Annotated in this window: 18 protein-coding genes; 9 read left to right on the top strand and 9 right to left on the bottom strand. The window is 72.1% G+C overall.

Features of this window, described 5'->3' with window-relative positions; genetic code table 11:
• Positions 1-663 precede the first annotated feature (663 nt).
• On the top strand, positions 664-3,078 hold the full coding sequence (locus ACIGWZ_RS18295) for a hypothetical protein (protein WP_400065751.1): 2,415 nt from the start codon (positions 664-666) through the stop codon (positions 3,076-3,078).
• Here ACIGWZ_RS18295 and ACIGWZ_RS18290 read toward each other — a convergent pair.
• The 6 genes from ACIGWZ_RS18290 to ACIGWZ_RS18265 all read right to left on the bottom strand — a co-directional run bounded on the left by ACIGWZ_RS18290 (position 3,048) and on the right by ACIGWZ_RS18265 (position 9,162).
• Positions 3,048-5,492, bottom strand: a complete 2,445-nt coding sequence (locus ACIGWZ_RS18290) for a right-handed parallel beta-helix repeat-containing protein (protein ID WP_400065749.1) — start codon at positions 5,490-5,492, stop codon at positions 3,048-3,050. The two genes, ACIGWZ_RS18295 and ACIGWZ_RS18290, sit on opposite strands and share 31 nt — an antisense overlap.
• Before the next feature lie 168 nt (positions 5,493-5,660).
• The gene (locus tag ACIGWZ_RS18285) at positions 5,661-6,263 is read right to left on the bottom strand and encodes a hypothetical protein (protein WP_400065747.1); all 603 of its coding nucleotides are present in this window, start codon (positions 6,261-6,263) and stop codon (positions 5,661-5,663) included.
• Between the two features lie 115 nt (positions 6,264-6,378).
• Positions 6,379-6,840, bottom strand: a complete 462-nt coding sequence (locus tag ACIGWZ_RS18280; RefSeq protein WP_400065745.1) for an ATP-binding protein — start codon at positions 6,838-6,840, stop codon at positions 6,379-6,381.
• Positions 6,837-7,721 (bottom strand): MEDS domain-containing protein, encoded by an 885-nt coding sequence (locus ACIGWZ_RS18275; RefSeq protein WP_400066454.1) that lies wholly within the window; start codon positions 7,719-7,721, stop codon positions 6,837-6,839. Before ACIGWZ_RS18275 ends, ACIGWZ_RS18280 begins: the two co-directional genes overlap by 4 nt.
• Positions 7,722-7,785: 64 nt before the next feature.
• Positions 7,786-8,610 carry an MOSC domain-containing protein gene (locus ACIGWZ_RS18270; protein ID WP_400065743.1) on the bottom strand — a complete coding sequence of 275 codons (825 nt, stop codon included), beginning with the start codon at positions 8,608-8,610 and terminating at the stop codon, positions 7,786-7,788.
• A gap of 81 nt (positions 8,611-8,691) precedes the next feature.
• Entirely contained in the window at positions 8,692-9,162 is a 471-nt protein-coding gene (locus ACIGWZ_RS18265; protein ID WP_400065741.1) for a DUF6643 family protein, read from the bottom strand.
• Between the two features lie 247 nt (positions 9,163-9,409).
• On the opposite strand from ACIGWZ_RS18265, the gene ACIGWZ_RS18260 reads away from it, so the two are divergent.
• On the top strand, positions 9,410-10,750 hold the full coding sequence (locus ACIGWZ_RS18260; protein ID WP_400065739.1) for a TerD family protein: 1,341 nt from the start codon (positions 9,410-9,412) through the stop codon (positions 10,748-10,750).
• A gap of 21 nt (positions 10,751-10,771) precedes the next feature.
• Here ACIGWZ_RS18260 and ACIGWZ_RS18255 read toward each other — a convergent pair whose 3' ends face one another.
• Positions 10,772-11,920: a glycosyltransferase gene (locus ACIGWZ_RS18255; RefSeq protein ID WP_400066452.1), complete on the bottom strand. Its 1,149-nt coding sequence runs from the start codon at positions 11,918-11,920 to the stop codon at positions 10,772-10,774.
• Between the two features lie 105 nt (positions 11,921-12,025).
• Here ACIGWZ_RS18255 and ACIGWZ_RS18250 point away from each other — a divergent pair, with 105 nt between their 5' ends.
• The 3 genes from ACIGWZ_RS18250 (at position 12,026) to ACIGWZ_RS18240 (ending at position 14,140) form a co-directional block, all read left to right on the top strand.
• Positions 12,026-12,853 carry a glutamate racemase gene (locus ACIGWZ_RS18250; RefSeq protein ID WP_400065737.1) on the top strand — a complete coding sequence of 276 codons (828 nt, stop codon included), beginning with the start codon at positions 12,026-12,028 and terminating at the stop codon, positions 12,851-12,853.
• A 94-nt stretch (positions 12,854-12,947) separates the two neighbouring features.
• Positions 12,948-13,565, top strand: coding sequence for a hypothetical protein (locus ACIGWZ_RS18245; protein ID WP_400065735.1), 618 nt, complete (start codon positions 12,948-12,950; stop codon positions 13,563-13,565).
• A 68-nt stretch (positions 13,566-13,633) separates the two neighbouring features.
• On the top strand, positions 13,634-14,140 hold the full coding sequence (locus ACIGWZ_RS18240) for an NUDIX hydrolase (RefSeq protein WP_400065733.1): 507 nt from the start codon (positions 13,634-13,636) through the stop codon (positions 14,138-14,140).
• On the opposite strand, the gene ACIGWZ_RS18235 is transcribed toward ACIGWZ_RS18240, so the two are convergent.
• Positions 14,137-14,772, bottom strand: coding sequence for a hypothetical protein (locus ACIGWZ_RS18235; RefSeq protein ID WP_400065731.1), 636 nt, complete (start codon positions 14,770-14,772; stop codon positions 14,137-14,139). The genes ACIGWZ_RS18240 and ACIGWZ_RS18235 overlap by 4 nt on opposite strands.
• A 366-nt stretch (positions 14,773-15,138) precedes the next feature.
• On the opposite strand from ACIGWZ_RS18235, the gene ACIGWZ_RS18230 reads away from it, so the two are divergent.
• The gene (locus tag ACIGWZ_RS18230; protein WP_400065729.1) at positions 15,139-15,411 is read left to right on the top strand and encodes an Ada metal-binding domain-containing protein; all 273 of its coding nucleotides are present in this window, start codon (positions 15,139-15,141) and stop codon (positions 15,409-15,411) included.
• Between the two features lie 43 nt (positions 15,412-15,454).
• Complete coding sequence (locus tag ACIGWZ_RS18225; protein WP_400065727.1) at positions 15,455-16,090, top strand: DNA-3-methyladenine glycosylase I; 636 nt, start codon at positions 15,455-15,457, stop codon at positions 16,088-16,090.
• Here ACIGWZ_RS18225 and ACIGWZ_RS18220 read toward each other — a convergent pair.
• On the bottom strand, positions 16,011-16,685 hold the full coding sequence (locus ACIGWZ_RS18220) for a carboxymuconolactone decarboxylase family protein (RefSeq protein WP_400065725.1): 675 nt from the start codon (positions 16,683-16,685) through the stop codon (positions 16,011-16,013). The genes ACIGWZ_RS18225 and ACIGWZ_RS18220 overlap by 80 nt on opposite strands.
• 163 nt (positions 16,686-16,848) lie before the next feature.
• On the opposite strand from ACIGWZ_RS18220, the gene ACIGWZ_RS18215 reads away from it, so the two are divergent.
• Positions 16,849-17,154, top strand: a complete 306-nt coding sequence (locus ACIGWZ_RS18215) for a winged helix-turn-helix transcriptional regulator (protein ID WP_400065723.1) — start codon at positions 16,849-16,851, stop codon at positions 17,152-17,154.
• Between the two features lie 967 nt (positions 17,155-18,121).
• Positions 18,122-19,573, top strand: a complete 1,452-nt coding sequence (locus ACIGWZ_RS18210; protein ID WP_400065721.1) for an FAD-binding oxidoreductase — start codon at positions 18,122-18,124, stop codon at positions 19,571-19,573.
• Positions 19,574-19,650 lie beyond the last annotated feature (77 nt).

Raw genomic sequence — 19,650 nt, 5'->3', positions numbered from 1 at the left:
CGCCCGATCAGCTTCCTCGGGTCGTTCTGTGCCTGCTGCCGCCTGCGATCACTGTTCCCTCATCCTCGCATGAGGCACTGACAGCGGGACCGGGCGGCGAGGGCCGAGTTTGTCGATGTCGATGTCGATGCCGTCGTCGGCTACCCGCGTAAGACGCTGCGGGCGGAGGTGCACCGCTGCGGTGCGTGCCGTCATCGGCCGGTGCATACCCGCTGTCGGTCGACGCGAGTCACCTCGCATTTCGGTGCGAATCATCCAGCCGGTCGCTCCCCCGGCCCCTCCCCCTCTCCCCCTTCGGGGGAGGGGGAGAGGGGGGCCCGGTCTGCGAGAGACGCTCGCCCACGGCGTGAAGTGACGCGGGGGGAGTGAAGCCGCCTGGGGACGGCCTGGGGCGCGTGAGGCGGCGCGAGCCGACACGGGGGGAGTGCGCCCCACCCCACCCACCCGGCGCGAAGCGAACCCGTGGCGCTCCCGGCGAAGAGCCGTGCCCCCAACGACACTTATCCACAAGGCTGATATCGAGAGATGCGCTTCCGCCGAAAATCGAGAATCCTGAAGACTCCGCACCACACCACACCACTCCGCACCACGCCGACCACACCACTCGCACCACTTCGCAGCACACCGCACCGCGCGGTGCCATCTGACAACGGGGGAACATCCGTGGAGACCGCGGACACCACACCGCCCACCCGCACACATGACAAGAAGCCCGCGCCGGTCGGGCCGTCGTTCGCCGCACCGCCCGCCGAGCCTCAACTCGCCCTGGAACTACTGGTGCACGGCGTCGGCGGCACCACGCCGGAGGAGATGCTCGGTGACCCGCGCGTCCGGCGTATCACCGGCGACGACACCGCCGCCTGCTACCGCCGTACCGAGGACGCGGACGCCGAAGCGCGCCCCGACGCCTATCTCGGCGAGCCGGTCCGCGAGGCGTACTGCTGGTCCAACCTCACCTCGGGCAACAGTGCCCGCGCCCTGTGGCTCATCCTGGTGCCCTTCATGGTGGCCAACCTCGCCCACTGGATGCGCCCCGCCGCGCCACCGGAGCACCGGGGCCAGCGGATCTACGACGTCCTCGTCCGGATCCTGGCGCTGACGTTGACCGTCCTCCTGGCCGCCGCGGCCTGCGAGGTGGCGCTCGACCTGACCGCCTGGCAGTGCGCCGGCACTCCCGTCTGCACCGAGGGCAAGTCCTGGCTGGGCTTCCTCAGCCCCGCCAACTCCGGCTGGTGGAGCGCCCCGGGCCGCCGTCTCGCGCTCGCCTCGACGGTGCCACTGCTCGTCATCGGCTTCCTGTGGTGGCTCTCGCACCGCACCTGGAGCGCCTACGAATCCGCCTCCCCGCCTCCCCGCGACCCCGGTACCTCCCGCGACACCCCCGCCCACCAGCGCACCGTTCTCAGCCAGCACGGCTTCTGGTACGGCCGGCGGCTCGTCGCCCGGCTGCGCGCCGCGCACGCCACGGCCGGTGTGCTCACCATCGCCGCCGCCCTGCGCATCGCCACCGCGCAGCTCGACCGGAGGGGAGGGCACGGCGCCGCGCTCGCCGTCACCGGCCAGGTGCTGACCGCCCTGGTCGTGCTGCTCGCCGCCGCCACCGTGGTGATCGTCTGGCGCACCGCCCGCAGCGAGGCCGCCCCCGACGATCAGTCCGACCGCCTGGTCGTACGGGCGTTGCCGTACGTCTCCCTCGGTGTCCTGGCGCTCATCGCCGTCCACACCGCCTGGTCGCGTCCGGGAGCCCACAGCCACGGTCCGCTGCCGGGCGTCGCCGCCTTCGGTGGCATCGCGGTCTTCCAGAGCCTGGTGGTCCTCGCGCTCGCGGTGACCGCCTGGGTCCTCCACCGCGCCGCCCGCGCCCGCGACGAGGACCGCAGCGCCCTCAACGGGATGGGCGGGCCCGCCGTCGCCCTGCTGGCCTGCGCCGTCGGCGGCGTGCTGTCCGGGGGAGTGGCCCAGCGCTTCGCCGACTGGATGGACGGCGACGCCACACCGGGCCAGGCGCACGCCCCCGTCCCGGGCCCGCCGGTCCTGCTGTCCTGGCAGGCCTCCGTCCTCCCCGCCCTGCTGGTCGTGGTGGCCGTCGTGGTGGCGCTGGCCGCCGTCCGCGTGCTGGTCGTCCGGGGCCAGGTCGCCAAGAACGTCCCGGGCCTGTACGACCCCCGGGAGCGCCCCGATGCGCGGCGTACCAGGCGTATCGCGGGGACCATCGCCCGTGCCGGACTGACGGACGCGGCACCCGTCCTGGTGGCGGCGATCGCCGCGGTCACCCTCGTCCTGGGGGCCGGCGCGGTGGCGGGCGCCTGGCTCACCGGTCTGGCGCCCGGCCGCGCCACCGAAGGCGCACCGCCCGTCGTCCACGCCGCCGCTCAGACCGCGGAGTCCCTCGGCTCCTGGCTGATGAGCGCCGGCGTCATCCTGCTGCTCACCATGGGGCGGCGCGCCTACCGCGACCACTCCGCCCGCCGCACCATCGGCATCCTCTGGGACGTCGGTACGTTCTGGCCCCGCGCCGCCCACCCCTTCGCGCCGCCCTGCTACGCGGAGCGCGCCGTCCCCGACCTCACCTGGCGGATGGCCACCTGGACCGAGCGCTTCGACGGCCGCCTGGTCATCTCCGGGCACTCCCAGGGCAGCGTGCTCGCCGCGGCCGCCGTCTGGCAGCTGGACCTGGTCACCCGCAGCCGGGTCGCGCTCCTGACGTACGGCAGCCCGCTGGAGCGGCTCTACGGGCGCTGGTTCCCCGCGTACTTCGGCCCGGCCATGCTGACCGGTCTGCACCGTGAGATGGACGACTGGCGCAACCTGTGGCGCTTCACCGATCCCATCGGCGGCCCGATCCGGCTCACCACCGATGACGGCCACAAGGTCGACCAGGGACCGCTGCGTGACCCGCTCGCCTTCGGCCGCACCCTCCAGAACCCGCTGCCCGCCCAGATCCTGGGCCACGGCGACTATCAGGCCGACCCGGTCTTCGGCACCGTTCGCACCGAACTGATCGCCCGGCTCGGCCCGGGAGTACCGCTCCAGCGGCCCCAGCTCGATCAGGGCAGCTCGGGCAGATCCTCCGCATAGAGCAGAGTGAGGTCGTCGGTACTCGGGTCGGTGAGCTGTGCGACCCGGCCCGCGTGCCGCTCCACCATCGACTCGAAGGTCTGCCGGGCGGTCCGGCCGTTGCCGAACGTCGGTCCCTTGGGCAGCGCGGTGAAGTACTTCAGCAGCGCCTCGCCGGCCCCGTCGGCGAGGTGGTACTCATGCTCCTCGCCCTGCTGCTCGACGATCCGCAGCAGCTCCTCCGGCGCGTAGTCGCCGAAGGTGATGGTGCGTGAGAAACGGGACGCCACACCGGGGTTGACCGCCAGAAAGCGTTGCATCTCGGCGGTGTAGCCCGCCACGATCACCACCACCGCGTCCCGGTGGTCCTCCATCAGCTTCACCAGGGTGTCGATGGCCTCCTTGCCGAAGTCCCGCCCGGAGTCCTCCGGAGAGAGGGCGTAGGCCTCGTCGATGAACAGCACTCCGCCGCGCGCCCGGTCGAAGGCCTCCTGGGTACGGATGGCCGTGGAGCCGATGTGCTCGCCCACGAGGTCGACCCGCGAGACCTCGATCAGATGCCCGCGCTCCAACACCCCCAGGGAGTGCAGGATTTCGCCGTAGAGCCGGGCCACGGTCGTCTTGCCGGTGCCGGGGGAGCCGGTGAAGACCAGGTGGCGTCGTACGGAGGCGGCCTTGAGTCCGGCCTCCTGGCGCCGCCGGCCCACCTCGATCATGTTGATCAGGCTGCGCACCTCGCGCTTGACGCTGTCCAGCCCCACGAGCGTGTCCAGTTCGCCCAGCACCTCGTCGGAGGGGCGGCTGACGACGGCCGGCGCGGTGGCGGGCGGTGCGCTCTGCGCGGGGACGGCGGGGGTGGTGGGGACATTGCCCAGCAGCCCGGCGGTCTGCGTCGCCTGCTGCACCGCGGGCGCGGTCACCGCCCCGGCGCCCGGCGCCTGCGCGGCCCGGCTCTCGTCGCTGGTGCAGTCCTGGACGGTCGGGCCGCCGCCGCTGCCGTCCCCGGGCGCGTCGGCGAACTCGTAGCCGCCGCGCGCACACCGCTCCGTACGGCAGCGCGTCAGCGTCGTACGGCAGCCGTCGATCACATGGAAGCCGAAACCCGAACTCCCCGTCACCCGGCAGTTGTTGAACGTGCCGCGGCCCTCCGCCGAGACATAGAACCCGGCCTCGGCCGGGGAGCCGACCGTGCAGCCCTCGATGGTGGGGTCCGCGCCCTTGGTGACGATCACGCCGGTCTGGGCGCCGTCGATGGTGCAGTTGGCGAGCGTGCCGTCGCTGCCGTGGTCGCGGAACCAGGCCCCGGTCGCCGCCTCCCGGATCCGGCAGTCGTCCAGCTGGACCGTCGCCCCGTCGCTCACCGACACCGCGGTGTTGCGGACCTGGGAGATATCGCTGTCGACGACGTCGGCACGGGAGCCGCGGTCGAGGACGAAGAGGGCGTCGGGGACGTCGTGCACCCGCGTGGAGTCCAGTACGGCGGTCGCGCCGTCGCTGACCCACACCGCCGGGTAGTCGCCCGTACTGTCGTGGATCTCGCACTGGTTGGCGTCCACGCGGGTGCCCGGATCCCATACGGACAGGCCGTTGCGGCCGAAGTGGCGCACCGTGCTGCGGGTCAGCGTCAGCACCGAGCGCGACCGCAGATCGATGGCGTTCTCCGGGATGTCGTGGATGTCGCAGTCGGCGAGCGTGAGGACCGCGTCGGTGTCCAGCGTGACGCCGTCGGCGGAGGTCCGGTGCACCGTGCAGTCGGTCAGATGACCGGTGGCGCGGGCGGCCACCTGGATGCCCGCCCCCTTGATCTCGTACAGCTCGCAGCCGACCGCCTCGACGGCGCTGCCCTCGCCGTTCACCGCCAGTCCGGCGCCGGAGGCGTGGTGGATCCGGCAGTTCTCCAGCCGCGGATGAGCCCCGCCGCGCACCGCGACCCCGGCCTGTCCGGCGGCCACCACCTCGCACTCCTCGAAGACCCCGCCGCCGCCGTCCAGGACGCTGATGCCCACGCCGCCCGCGTTGTCGACCGTGCACCGGCGGACCGTCGGGCGGGCGCTGCCGCGCACCTCGATCCCGGCCGCGGACCGGGTCACCACCCGCAGACCGGAAAGCTCCGGGGCACCGTCCTCCACCAGGAGCGCGGGGGAGGCGGAGTCGGTCGCCTCCAGATGCAGATCGTGAACGATGGCGGACGCACGTATGGTGAGCGCCACGCCGTCGGCCGGGGCGATCCGCACCGAGCCGCGGGCACCGTCGGGGCCGCGCAGCGTGACCGCGCGCGCCAGCACCAGGTTCTCCCGGTAGGTACCGGCCGGGACGGTGAGCACATCACCGTCCCCAGCGGCCTCCAGGGCGGCGGCGAGCGTGCTGTACTCCCCCGTACGGCGCCGCCAACGCGACGTTCCGGAGTGCGTCACCTGGACCGAGCCCTGTGCCATGGCGCTGTCGTGCCCCCACCTCGTGCGGCTGATGTCGGCAAGGCAGAATCCGTCCGCGGATGTCCGCATTCGGGTCTGCGAGGCCCCAGCCGAGAGGCTGGCTGCACCACCGTAGCGCGCCCGGCGAGCGGGAGTTGACATGGTCAGCCACCTCACCGGATACCGGAGTCAGCCGCCCGCGCCGGCCCGTCCCCAGTCCTGTCCCGCGCGCTCCCACTCCTGGTCCCAGCGCCGGAAGCGACGCACCATCAGCCGCCAGACGGCCAGCCGGCGGCCGCTCTCGATCAGCCCGCCGACGGCCGCCGCACTGCCCAGACCGGCCAGCACCGCATGGGTGCTCGCCGTGCTCGCGTCCATCGGCCGCGGCACCACCCGGCCGCGGTCGTCCGTCCAGATCCGGAACCGGTCGCCGGGGTCCACCGGGCGCCCCGTGGCGATCTGCCCAAGATGTTCGCTGCGGTCCCATGCCGTCCACCGGGCGATGACCCGGCGGTGGGCGTCACGCTGCGAAGAAGTTTCCGGATCGGGGTCGAGCGGGGCGCGGGAGACCAGCCGGTCGACCGTCGCCCACACCAGATGCCGCTGCTGATGCTGTATTCGTACGGTCTCCAGGAGCGCGTCGTTGGCGGCCTGCCCGGCCAGCAGGCCCACCGTCGTGGCGCCGACGGCGATCAGGAGAGCGGCGGCCAGCGCCGCCCAGGCCTCGAGCCGGTCCGTCCGGCGCCGCAGCGGATTGTGCCGCCAGCGCCATACGCCTCTGATCGCCCGCATCGTCGCTCCCCCCTCTCCGTGTCCGTAAATACCTCATCGGGCGCCACCCACGCCAGAGTTCCGCGAAGAGAGAGCAACATCACGCCATGTGCGGCGGCGAGGGCTCGGCGGGCGGTCAGCGCAGCCGTACGGCGACCGTCACCGTAGTGCCCGCATTGTCCCCATCTGCCGTCCCTGTCGCGGAAGTTCCGGCACACACCGCGAACCGGTCCGCCACCAGGCGCGCCAGCCACAGCCCGCGTCCCTTCGGGGCCCCGTCGAGCCCCGGCAGCAGTTCGGGAATCACCGCCTCGCTGAATCCGGGCCCCGCGTCACTGACCCGGCACTCCAGCTCGTCGTCCACCCGCAGCAGCACCAGCTGCCCCGAACCGCCCGCGTGTTCCACGGCGTTCCCGGCGATCTCGTCCACGGCCAGTACGAACTCGCCGCGCCGCGGCTCGGGCAGTCCCTCGCGGGCCGCGCACTCCTCCACCAAAAGCCGTAGCTGGGGCAGCAGCCGGGCGGTGAAGCGGCGCTGCAGCAGCCGGCGGCCGGTCTGCGGTGCCTCCGGAAGTCCGGCCGGCTCTGGACTCGTCACGGCCGTATCGCCTCCCGCGCCGCCAGCCGCGGCACCTCGTCGGCGCCGAGCCGCCGCAGCAGCCGGCGGTGCCCGGGGCCGCAGCGCACCTCGACCAGATCGTGGCCCGCGGCGTCGTGGACCAGGGCGAGCAGCCCGCAGGCGCAGCCGACCGACAGGAAATGCAGACGGGTCAGATCGACGGTCAGCCGCCGGGCCGGTGCCGTACGGGCCAGCGCGATCTCCAGTGATCTTGTGAACGAGGCCCGGTTCGCGGCGTCCGCCTCGCCGATGAAGCACACCGCGTCGTCGGCGCCGCGCACCGAGCGCAGGCTGCCCAGCCGCTCCAGAAGGGCCCGCGGATGGGCGTCCTCCATCGCGGCGACCAGCGCGCGGTCGAAGCGGCGGCGGTCATAGGCGCAGACCTCGGTGTACGGGCGCCCGGCGAACAGCGTGTCCGCATGCGTCTCGCGATGCGTCACCACGGCCAGGTCCGCGTCGAGCGCCGCCACCCAGCCCATGTCGATGAAGGCGCGCAGGCCCGTGTACCCCTCGGCCGTCGCCCGGTCCGTCTCCGCGCGCAGCCGCCCCAGCTGCCGCGCGGTGGTGAACTCCGCGTCCGGCCGGATCACCGCCCGCATGCTGCTGAGCACCAGCTGGCCGCGCTCACGCGCCGCGGCGGTGCTCCGGCTGGGGAAGTCGATCCGGGCCAGCACCTCCTCCTCGGGCACGGTCGGGCAGGGCAGGACCATGACCTTCTCGCCGCGGGCCAGCCCGAGCCGTACGAAGGCCGTGACGACGTCCCAGCGGATCTCGTCATTGCCGTAACTCACAAAGGCGTGGTCCCCGGGCCGCAGCTGCTGGACAGGGATGAGATGGCCGTTGCTGTCCCTCGCCGGCATCGACACGCAGCTCTCGGTCTCCCCCCGTGGCCTCTCCCGCCCCTCGCGCGACCGCGGCGGGCCGTCAGTCGAGTATCTCGAACCGGTCGCCGACGCGGATCGTGCCGGTGCCTCGGGGAATCAGATTCTGGCCGAAGACCAGCTGGCCACCGAAGCGGCGATGCCGGCCGAGCGTGCGCAGCGGCTCCTTTCCACGCCCGGCGGTGTGCTGGTCGGTGGTGGTGACCACGCAGCGTGCGCTGGGTTTGGCCACCTGGAAGACCACTTCGCCGATGCGCACCGTGCGCCAGTCGTCCTCCGCCCACGGCGCGGTGCCGTCCACGACCACATTGGGCCGGAAACGGTTCATGGGCAGGGGACCCTCCTCGGGGTGGTCGCCCTGCGCGATGAGGGAGTTGAGGGCGTCGAGCGACGAGGTGGTCGTCAGCAGCAGGGGGAAGCCGTCGGCGAAGGTCACCGTGTCGCCCGGCTCGGAGAACTCCGGATCGACGGGGCGGCGCATCTCCGGGGCGTCGAGATGCACCAATTCCACCTCGGTGCCCAGATATTCGCGGAACCATGCGGCCGCCGCAGGGCCCGCGGTCACCGCATCGATCTTGTCCCGGAAATGCTCGACCGGGATCGTCTCGACGGGCTCGGGCACCTCGACCGTCAGCGGCGGCATCCCGGGCGCGGTCAGCCGCAGAGCCCCCGCCGCGAGCTCCTCGGCACGGGCCAGCGCCAGCTTCGGCTGGGGCCGCTGGGTCAGCAGCTTGCGCCCGGCGTCCACCAGCATCCAGCGTCGGTCCCCGGCGAGCCCCCACGGCTCTACGACCGCCTCGCCGGGACCGGACCCCGCTATGGACTTGACCGGATAGAGATGGAGCGCTCGGACGGCAGGCTTCGGCATGGATCCATCCTGCCAGCCGCCTGTGACAGTCGGCCGAAAGGCCAGGTCAGCGCCCGCTCGGCGAGTGTTCTGCGCCCGTTCTCAGTACCCCCGCGGGTACTGCCGGCCGCCGTAAGGGTCGTCGTACGGCGTGGCCGGGCGCGGCGGCGCGGGACGAGGCGCGACCGGGGCCGCCGGCCGCATCGCCTCGTACCCCGTGCCCGGGGACGGCCGCTGGGGCTGCTGCGGCTGCTGGGACGGATAGCCGCGGACGCCGGCCTGCTGCGGGATGTACGGCGCCGGGGCGTGCTGGAGGGGTGCGACCGGCTGCGGAGCCGGACTCGGGTATCCCTGGGCCGGTGAGTGGGCGGAGGGGCCGGCCGGAAGTGCCGGCAGTCGCGAGGAGAGCGCCGGCAAATAGGACGAACCCGTGTCGTAAGGGGAGGGGTTCACCTGGATCGGGGCAATCTGCGGCGTGCCGCGCTCCGCGACGAGGCTGTCGTAGATCGGGGTGTCCGGAAAGGAAGGCGAAGCGTAGTAGCCGCCGCCGTAGGTGGAGCGGGGGGAGGTCATGCCTCATAAGTTAAGCCCACGATGTGCCGATTGGGGAGCCTGAAAAGAGGGTTGTTTTACGTGTTCTGAGTGGTCCCCGATCCCCAATGCGAGCGAACTTGCGGAAATCGGTCGCGATCGACCGTAGGAATCATGTAAAGACTGCGCTTCTCGCCGGTGAACAAGGGACGTTCGGGGTGGTCCGGGCCAAGTAGGTTGGAAGGTGCCACCGCTGACGGGGCACGGAGGACGAGAGGAAGGCGCGGCGATGTCGATGCTCAAGGGCAGCAACGTTCCGGTCCCGGCACCGGCGGTCCGGGTGGAGCTGGGCTGGCAGGCGCCGCCGGGCACCCCGGACGTGGACGCCTCCGCCCTGCTGCTGGTGTCCGGAAGAGTCCGCAGCGACGCGGACTTCGTCTTCTACAACCAGCCCGTCCATGCCTCCGGCGCCGTACGCCACGAGGGCAAGCGGCCGGCCGGCGGCGGGATGACCGACGGCCTCACCCTCGATCTCGCCGCCGTCGAGGACGCCGTCGACACGGTGGTGCTCGCCGCCTCCGCGGACGGTGGCACCTTCGGGAGCGTCCCCGGCCTGGGCATCCGCGTCCTGGACGCGGCCGGCGGCGCCGAGCTCGCCCGCTTCGACAGCCAGGACGCCACCACCGAGACCGCCTTTGTGCTCGGTGAGTTCTACCGTCGCCAGGGTGGATGGAAGTTCCGCGCGGTGGGGCAGGGGTACGCCACCGGGCTCGGGGGCCTGGCCGCGGACTTCGGCATCAGCGTGGAGGAAGAGCCGCAGACGGCCCGGGCCCCGCAAGCGCCACCGGCGCCGCAGGCCCCGCCGGCCGCCCCCGTGCCCCCGTTGCCCACCGGTCAACCGGCGGCGTCAATTCCGCCGCCCCCGGGGGCGCCCGTACCGCCCCCCGCGCCCGCCCCCGTTCATCTGACGAAAGTCACCCTCACGAAGGATTCCCCGGCCGTCTCCTTGACGAAGCAGGGCGGCACCTCCGGCGCGATGCGGGTGAACCTCAACTGGACCGGCGGCGGCGCGGGCAAGCGACTGACCAAGAAACTCGGCCGCAAGGCCATGCGGGCGCTGGGCGCCGGCGGCGCTCTGCTGCCGCAGTCCGGCGAACTCGACCTCGATCTGTGCGCGCTGTACCAACTGACCGACGGCGCGGCCGGCGTGGTGCACCCTCTCGGCGGCAATTTCGGTGCCCTGCACGCCCCGCCCTACATCGAGCTCGACGGCGACGACCGCACCGGTGCCGTGGCGGCCGGCGAGAACATGACCATCAACCTCGACCACCAGGCCCGCATCAAGCGCATCCTGATCTTCGTCACCGTCTACGCCGGCGCCCGCAGCTTCGAGGGCCTGCGCGCGACCGTCACCCTCCAGCCGCAGCACGGCGCCCCCGTCGACTTCTCGCTCGACGAGTGCACCGTGCCCTCCAATGTCTGCGCGCTGGCGATGATCACCAACACCGGCAGCGAACTCGTCGTCGAGCGCGAGGCCCGCTATCTCGTCCCCGAGCCCGGCGTCAGCCCGCAGCGCACCGTCGACCACGCCTACGGATGGGGCCTGGACTGGTCCCCGGCCAGTAAGTGACGGCACCACCGGGGGCGCAGCTCACGGCGCCCCGTACGTCCGGCCCTTCCACGCCGCCCCGCGCCCCCGGTAGTGCTGCACCGCCGAGTCCACCGTCATCAGCAGATACAGCAGCGCGGTGAACGGCAGCAGCGGCGCCGTCCACAGCGGCAGCCGGTAGTAGCGCAGCATCGGCAGATACGTCCCGCACATCACCGCCCAGGCCGCGCCGCCCAGCGCCGCCACCGCCGCGTTGCCGCCGACCGCCCCCGCCGCCAGCGCGACCGGCGGCGCGAGATACACCAGCGCCAGCCCGAGCACCGTGCCCAGCAGAAGCAACGGCCGGTGCCGCAGCTGGGCGTAGGCGCTCCGCGAGACCATCCGCCACAGCTCGGCCGCCCGCGGATACGGCCGCACGCTCGCGACCCGGTCCGCCAGCCCCAGCCAGATACGGCCACCACTGCCCTGGACCGCCCGCGCCAGCGACACATCGTCGATCACCGCGTGCCGGATCGTTTCCGGGACGCCCGCGCGCTCCGCCGCCTCGGTCCGCAGCAGCACACACCCGCCGGCCGCCGCGGCGGTCCGCGACCCGGCCCGGTTGACCCGGCGGAACGGATACAGCTGCCCGAAGAAGTACACAAAGGCCGGGACGATCAGCCGCTCCCAGAACGTCACCACCCGCAGCCGCGCCATCTGCGACACCAGATCCAGCCCCGCCGACCGGGCCGCCGCCACCAACTCCCGCAGACTGTCCGGTTCGTGCGCGATATCGGCATCGGTCAGCAGCAGATACTCCGGCGCCACCCGCTCCCGCGCCAGCGCCGTCCCGTGCCGTACGGCCCACAGCTTGCCCGTCCACCCCGGCTCGGGCTCACCGGGCGAGGACACGGTCAGCGGCAGCCCGCCCCGCGCGGCCGCCAGCTCCCGCGCCAGCGCGGCGGTCCCGTCCGTACTGCCGTCGTCGACCAGAAACACCTCGGCGCGCCCCGGATACTTCTGCGCCAGCAGCGACGGCAGGCTCTGCGGCAGCACCGCGGCCTCGTCCCGCGCCGGGACCACCACGGCGACCGACGGCCAGCGCTCCGGATCCCGGCGGGGCGGCAGCCGCACATCCGTCCGCCAGAAGAAGCCCTGCCCCAGCAACAGCCACACCCAGGCCAGCAGCGACCCGGCGCCGATCCACTCCATCGCTCCCACGGCCGCAGTCTGCCGCACCGGCCCGCCACCTGCCCGGATCCCGGCCACGGAAGCCGGTATGACAAGTCGGGCGCGCGGACCGCTAAAGTTGACCGGGTGAAGATCGCGCTCATGGACTCCGGGACCGGGCTGCTCCCCGCGGCCGCCGCCGTGCGACGACTGCGCCCGGACGCCGACCTCATCCTCTCCTGCGACCCCGACGGCATGCCCTGGGGCCCGCGCACCCCCGATGACGTCACCGCGCATGCCCTCGAGGTCGCCCGTGCCGCCGCCGCACACGCCCCCGAGGCCCTGATCGTCGCCTGCAACACCGCATCGGTGCACGCCCTGCCGGCCCTCCGCGCCGAGCTGGAGCCCACCATCCCGGTGATCGGCACGGTCCCCGCCATCAAGCCCGCCGCGGTCGGCGGTGGCCCGATCGCCATCTGGGCCACCCCCGCCACCACCGGCAGCCCCTACCAGCGCGATCTCATCGACCGCTTCGCCCGCGACGCGGCCGTCACCGGAGTGCCCTGCCCCGGCCTCGCCGACGCCGTCGAGGAGGCGGACGACGCCGCCATCGACGCCGCGATCGACGCCGCCGCGCGCCGCACCCCCCGCGACATCCGCGCGGTCGTCCTGGGCTGCACCCACTACGAGCTGCTCGCCGAACGCATCCGCACCGCCCTCCAGCAGCCCGGTGCCCCGGCCCTCGCCCTGTACGGCTCCGCCGAGGCCGTCGCCGCCCAGGCGCTGCGCCGCATCGGTGCCGAACCGGCCCCCGCGGCCGCCCCGACCGGCCGGCTGCAGGTGCTCCTCAGCGGCCGCCAGGAGGCGCTCCCGGCCGCGGCGCTGGCGTACGCGGAAGGCCGGCTGCTGGCGGAGAGCGCCGCCACCCCGGCTGCGGACGCCGCCCTGGTGGGCGACGGGGCCGGGCGCGGCTGACGCCGGCCATGACGTCGGGCCCGGCGCGGCCCGCGGGAGAAACGACCCGTCCGACGCACTGCCGTAGCGTGCGAAGGCGCGTACGCTGCGTTCCATGAGGGACCACCCCCACGAGGGGGCCGCAGCCCCCGAGGACCACGCCCGTACCGGTGGCGCCGACGGCGGCGCGCGCCCCACAGGCGGTGCCCATGCGGAGATTCCCGAGGTCTGGCACGGCAGCGCCACGAACCGCATCCAGTGGCTCCTGGCCGCCGTCGGCGTGGGCTGCCTGGCACTGGGCATCGAGCTGGCCGTCGACAGTTCCTGGGCCTCGAGCCTTACGCCCCTGGTCATGTCGGTGGTCGGCTGTGTCGCGGCCGGCCTGCTGGTGCTGTTCGGCACGCTCGCCTTTGTCCATGTCGCGGTGCGCGTCGAAAAGGACTACCTGGAAGTGCGCTGCGGCCATATAGGAGTGCCCCGCCGCCGGATTCCCCTCGATCTGGTGGTCGGCGCCGATTTCGCGCCCCGGGTCACGCCCCGCCACTGGGGCGGCTGGGGCTATCGCTGGCGCCCCGAACAGGGCACCGCGGTCGTCGTGCGCCGTGGCGAGGGCCTGGTCCTCCGGCTCGGCGACGGCCGCACCTTCACCGTCACCGTCGATGACGCCGAGGCCGCCGTCCGCTGCATCCGCGGTCGCCTGGGCCTGCCCAAGGGCACTCCGGCGGGCGCCTGAGCGGGCGGTTCCCGGACTTCGGGCGTGCGTGGGGGCCGCGCACCGCCCGGGTCCCGTAGGGTCGATGCATGGCAACCCCCGACTTCATCCGTGACCTCCGCACGTCCATCGGCCGCCAGCTCCTGTGGCTGCCGGGCGTCAGCGCGGTCGTCTTCGACGGCGAGGGCCGGGTCCTGCTCGGGAAGCGGGCGGACACCGGCGGCTGGTCGGTGATCGGCGGAATCCCGGAGCCCGGCGAGCAGCCGGCCGAGACCGCGGTACGCGAGGTGTACGAGGAGACGGCGGTACGGGTGGTGCCCGAGCGTGTCGTCCTGGTGGAGTCCCAGCCGCCGATCCGGTACCCGAACGGTGATGTCTGCCAGTTCATGGACATCACGCTGCGCTGCCGCGCGATCGGCGGCGAGGCGAAGGTCAACGACGACGAGTCGCTGGAGGTGGGCTGGTTCGCCATGGACGCTCTGCCGACGCTCAAGGACTACGCCCTGACCCGGATCAAGCGGGCGGCGGAATCCGGGCCGACGTGGTTCCAGGGGATGGGGGAGGAGCCGCAGGGGCCGGGCGGCGCGGCTTCCTAGAGCTCCTCCGTGGACGGCTCGTCCATCGGGTCGCTCGGCTGATCGGGCAGGCCCGGGAGCTGGGAGTCGTCCGGTATGCCGGGCTCCTCCGACTCGCCGGGGTCCTCCGGCCCACCGGGCTGCTGCGACTCGCCGGGGTCCTCCGGCCCGGCGGAGGCATCGGGCCCGCTGTCCTCCCCGGACGCCTCCTCCGTGTGCATCTCCAGCCGGTCCTTGCCGCAGATGCTGATCCAGGTACCGGTCGGCCCGCTCTCGTACCGGCAGAACCAGCCCCGTACGGTCAGCGAACCGGGTTTCTCGCCGTCCAGCTGTGGCGCGCGCAGGAAGAACTCCGCCATCACGTCGTGGGCCTCCCCGCAGCCCACCGTGCCGTCGGCACCGGGGTCGGCGAACAGCGCGACGCTCCTGGAATCGCCGAGCGCATCGGGGATCTCGCCGCAGCGCACCGGCTGCCCCGGGACACCGGCGGACGGTCCCGACGACGGGGGCTCGGCCTCGGGGCTACGGCCCTCACCGTGGCTGCCGCCGGACCCGGCCCCACCGTTCGGCCTCTCCCTGCTCTCGTCACCGCTGCCGCATCCCGCGGCGGTGAGGGCGAGCAGCACGGTCGGCACGGCGATGAGCCTACGCATCATCGGACTCCCTTGATCGGACTCCCCTGGTCGGACCCGCTGGTCGGACTTCCTGGTTCGGAACCCCTGATCGGGCGCCCGGACGCGGACTCCCGTGTGACAGTCGTGACGGCTGCGACGTCGGTTGTTGTGGTGACGCCCGTGGAGGCGATCCGCAGGTGACCCGCCGCGTCGATTGACGCTAGGAGGCCGACGGGGGCGCGGCGATCCGGGGCGGCCGTTCGGGTGAGGCGCTTCCGCGGGCTACCGCCCCGCCCACGGCGGCGATGACCATGCTCGGCACCGCACCGGCCGGGGAGAGAACAACCGCAGCGCGATGTCCGAATTCCGCCGGATCTTTGGGTGCGACGCGTACAGACTCGGCCCATGGGCGAGGCGACGTACACGCTGACGGGGCGGGACGGCCGGCCCTACGGAAGTGCCGTGCCGGGCTCCTTGGGCGGCTACCGGCCGGGGAAGCTGTACGGGCGGCTCGACTGTCCCTCCGCGCTGCGTGCCATCGCCCGTGGCCACTACCTACGGCATCGGGTCTTCTTCGCCGATGAAGAGACCGCCGTCGCGGCGGGCTATCGGCCGTGTGCGGTGTGCCTGCCCCGGCAGTACGCGCGGTGGAAGGCCCGGAGGGCCGGCGCAAGGTGAGGGGTGCCCGCTCGGGGCGGCCCTGGACGGAGAGAGTGAGTGCGTGACCAGTACAACCGGCAGCGAGTCGGACGTCCGGCCGGCGGAGGACGAAGCCGTCGTGGGGGAGGACGGGCTCGGGCGCTGCCTGTGGGCCGCCTCGCACCCGCTCAACCGGCAGTACCACGACACCGAGTGGGGTCTGCCCGTCCGCGGGGAACAGGCGCTGTTCGAGCGGATCACGCTCGAGGCGTTTCAGTCCGGGCTGAGCTGGCTGACGATTCTGGCCAAGCGGCCGGCCTTCCGTGCGGCGTTCGGCGGGTTCGATCCGGAGGCCGTCGCGGGGTATACGGACGGGGACGTCGAACGCCTCATGGGCGACGCCGGGATCGTCCGTAACCGCGCGAAGATCGAGGCGGCGCGCAGCAATGCCCAGGCCGTGCTGGGCCTGCGCGAGCACGGCGGGCTCGACCGGCTGATCTGGTCGCACAAGCCCGGCCGCACTCCGGTGCCCCGGACGGTCTCCGAAGTGCCGACCAAGACCGCCGAATCGAAGGCGCTGGCGGCCGAACTGCGGTCGTACGGGTTCCGGTTCGTCGGTCCCACCACGAGTTACGCGCTCATGGAGGCCATCGGCATGGTCGACACGCATCTGGTGGGATGCCATCGTCGCGGGTCGTCGGGGCAGTATGACGCCTAGTCAGGTGAGGTTCGTGCTGTCGGGCGGGCCGGGGCGCGATGTCGAGGAAGCGCGGCGCACCGGGCTCCAGGGGCAGGCTGGTGGCGCGGGCGGTGAAGCTGAAGGCGTGGTACCAACCGCACAGCATCAGCAGGTCCAGCAGCTGTTCGTGACGGAACTCCGCGGCGAGCCGCTCCCACAGGGCATCGTCGATGTCGTGGTGGGTGTGCAGGGCATCGGTCGCCTCGATGAGGAGCCGGTCGCGGTCGGCCGTCCAGCAACTGTCCGCGCTCGTGCCGTGGGTGAGGGAGGCGGTCTGCGTCGCGGTCAGCCCGGCGCGGGGAGCGAAACGCGCGAGGTGCACGCTCCACGCGTATGCGCAGCCGCAGAGGGCGCAGGTGCGGTCGATGACGATCTCCCGGTCCCGCACGCCGAGGCTCAGGTGCCGGCTGAGCTGGTACGAGCCCCAGGCATGGAGCGCTTCCGTCAGGCGCGCATTACGGGCGTATGTCCGGAAGAGGGCAAGCGGTTCCTCTCCGGCGGGCATCATGCGGCGCAGCACCGGCGCGACCTCTGAGGGGTAGGGGGCGGCGACGGGTGGGATCCGGGCGGCCATGGTGCCTTCCTTTCGTCTGCTTCGATTCCAGAAGCGCCTGAGGGGGAAGGTGGCGTTTCGGAAAGCGAAGCGCAATCCCCTGCGGAGAAGAACGGCAGGCACGATGACGGCAGCACCCGCACCTCGGCGGCCGGTCCGCGGATCCTCCACGGGCCGCCCTCTCATGGCGGCCCTCGACCTGTTCGGGCGGCGGTGGGCCTTGCGGATCCTGTGGGAACTGCGGGATCAAACCCTTGGTTTCCGGCCGCTACAACAGCGGTGCGACGGAATGTCGTCCAGCGTGCTTCAACAGCGCCTCACCGAACTGCAGGAAACCCTCCTCGTGGAGCGTGACGCCCAGGACGGCTACCGCCTGACGCCTCTCGGCAAGGGTGCCTGCGATGAACTTCGGGGCCTGCACCGATGGTCCGAACGCTGGGCCGCGGAACTCGACCGGGCGGCGCCTGACGGCCCGGACGCGAAGCCGTAGCGCCGGCCGCGGTGAGCGGCGAACGGTGGCGGGGCCGGGGCCGGGGCCGGCGGCAGTGCCGACGGCGTGCCGTCGCCCATCGGTGGCCGCACGGGGTGCCTTCCCGGCCGAATCGGTGATCGCGCCGCACGTCCCGGGTGGCGGGACGGACGCCGGTCAGGACTGCAACTCCCTTGAGAAGCGTCGTAGTTCCCCCCTGTCCGCCCGTCGCGCGATGCGGCCCACCGGTGCTCGGCGTGTCCGGCCGGAGGCGGGATCCGTGCCGTGACCTGCGGTCGCTGCGCGATCCTCCGCCGTCGGGCGCCGATGCTCCACGATGCCTGACCCGTCGCTCGGCTCGCGCCGGCCGGCCGGAATGCGGTGTCCGGCCGGGGCGTTGGGCATCGGTGACCCGGAGGGCGGTACTCCGATTTCGGCGGGCGGGCGGTGTTTTGCGCCAGTCCTGTCACAGCCTCTTGTCGGGATGGCAAACACTGTGTAGGGATATCCCTGTTTGGCTTGAAATCCTGTGGCTCGCGTTTCATTATCGCGGTGACTCCCTTTTGGGGCAGGGGAATTGAGTCCCCTTGCCGAGTGTCGGGGAGTCCAGGATCCGGGGGGAGATCTGTTCATTGGCGCTCCGTGCGCTTTCTCTGTCTGCGGCACGGCATGTGATCGCGGCGGTCGCACCTTCGGCCCTGATGGCGTTCGCGTCCATCGTCCGCTGCTGCTTTGCGGACGGCACAACGATTCCCGGCTCGCGGGGATCGAGTAGGTCCGGGGCAATTCACTCAGGAAGGGCTCGACAACAGTTATGACGAACGAACACGAGGGTCAGGTACGGGGCGGGGGGCCCACGGGGCGGACGCCCGAGACCGCTCCTACCGCCGAGTTTTCCGCGACGACGATCAGGGCGGCCGATCCGCGTTACGGAGACCTGGTGCGCGGCATGAACCAGCGCTGGGTCGGAAGGCCTGAATCCGTACGGATGGTCGATTCCACTCAGCAGGTTCAGGCCGTGGTGCAAGAGGCGGTCCGGGCAGGTAAGAAACTGACGGTCCGCGGCGGCGGGCACTGCTATGAAAACTTCGTCTTCAACGCCGACACCCAGATCGTGCTCGACATGTCGGAGATGACCTCGGTCTACTACGACGACAAGTTCTCCGCATTCGCGGTGGAGGCGGGCGCGACGCTGCTCGATGTCTATGAGCGCCTGTACAAGGTGTGGGGCGTCACCATCCCGGGCGGAATGTGTTACTCGGTGGGCGTGGGCGGCCATGTCAGCGGTGGCGGGTGGGGCATGCTCGCCCGCCGGGACGGCCTGGTCATCGACCACCTCTATGCGGTCGAGGTCGTGGTGGTCGACGCCCGGGGCGTCGCCCGTACGGTGGTCGCCACCCGCGAGGAGTCCGACCCCAACCGGGAACTGTGGTGGGCCCACACCGGGGCCGGCGGCGGCAACTTCGGCGTCATCACCCGGTATTGGTTCCGCTCCCCGAAGGCCACCGGCCGCCGGCCGGAGCAGGCGCTCATCAAGCCGCCGAGCGAGGTGCTGGTCAGCGCCATCGCCTGGCCCTGGGAGGACGTGACGAAGGAAGCCTTCGTCCGCCTCACCCGGAATTACTCGGCCTGGCACACGGCGGACGAGAACTCCGAACCGGGCAGCGCCTACAGCGGGCTGATGAGTTCGCTTCTGCTCAATCACAGGTCGAACGGTCAGATAGGCCTGGTGTCCCAGATGGATGCCACCACTCCGAATGCGGAGAAGCTGCTGGAGGCCTATATCGCCGCCGTTACCGAGGGCGTCGAAATCGAACACCGACCCGTCACCAACTCGATGGGCGAGCACAAGCCGATGCCGCAGTACCACAAACCGCAGCGGCTTCCGTGGCTGCAGGCCACGCGGTTCTTCGGCACCACCACGACCTTCCTGGTCGACCCGACACTGCGCGCGGATTACAAGTCGGCCTACAACAAGCGGGATGTGACCGACACCCAGATCGACGCCATGTATGAGCACCTTGCTCATACCGATCTCCAAAACCCGCGCGCCATGGTGCAGTTCAGTTCGTTCGGCTGCGCGGTGAACAGCGTGAAGCCGGGAGACACCGCGAGCGTGCACCGTGATTCACGTTTCAAGCTGCTCTACCAGACGTACTGGAACGACCCGGCCGACGACGCCGTGAACATCGCGTGGCTGCGGGCCTTCTACGAGGACGTCTACCAGAAGACGGGCGGCGTGCCGGTCCTCGACGACACCACCGACGGCTGCTACATCAACTACGCCGACATCGATCTCAACGCCCCGCAGCACAACACGTCCGGAGTGCCGTGGCACACCCTGTATTTCGGGAAGAACTATTCCCGCATGCAGCAGGTCAAGGCGAAGTACGACCCGGGCAACCACTTCAACCACGGTCAGTCGGTGCGCCTTCCGTAAGGGACCGCGCAGCACCGCGATGACGTCCCGGTGATGCCGTGCCGGTGGCGCCGTCCCGGTGCTGCCGTCCCACCCGG

Source organism: Streptomyces sp. NPDC053427, assembly GCF_044544985.1.
Taxonomy (GTDB): Bacteria; Actinomycetota; Actinomycetes; order Streptomycetales; family Streptomycetaceae; genus Streptomyces.
This window is presented reverse-complemented; position numbering and strand designations above follow the sequence as displayed.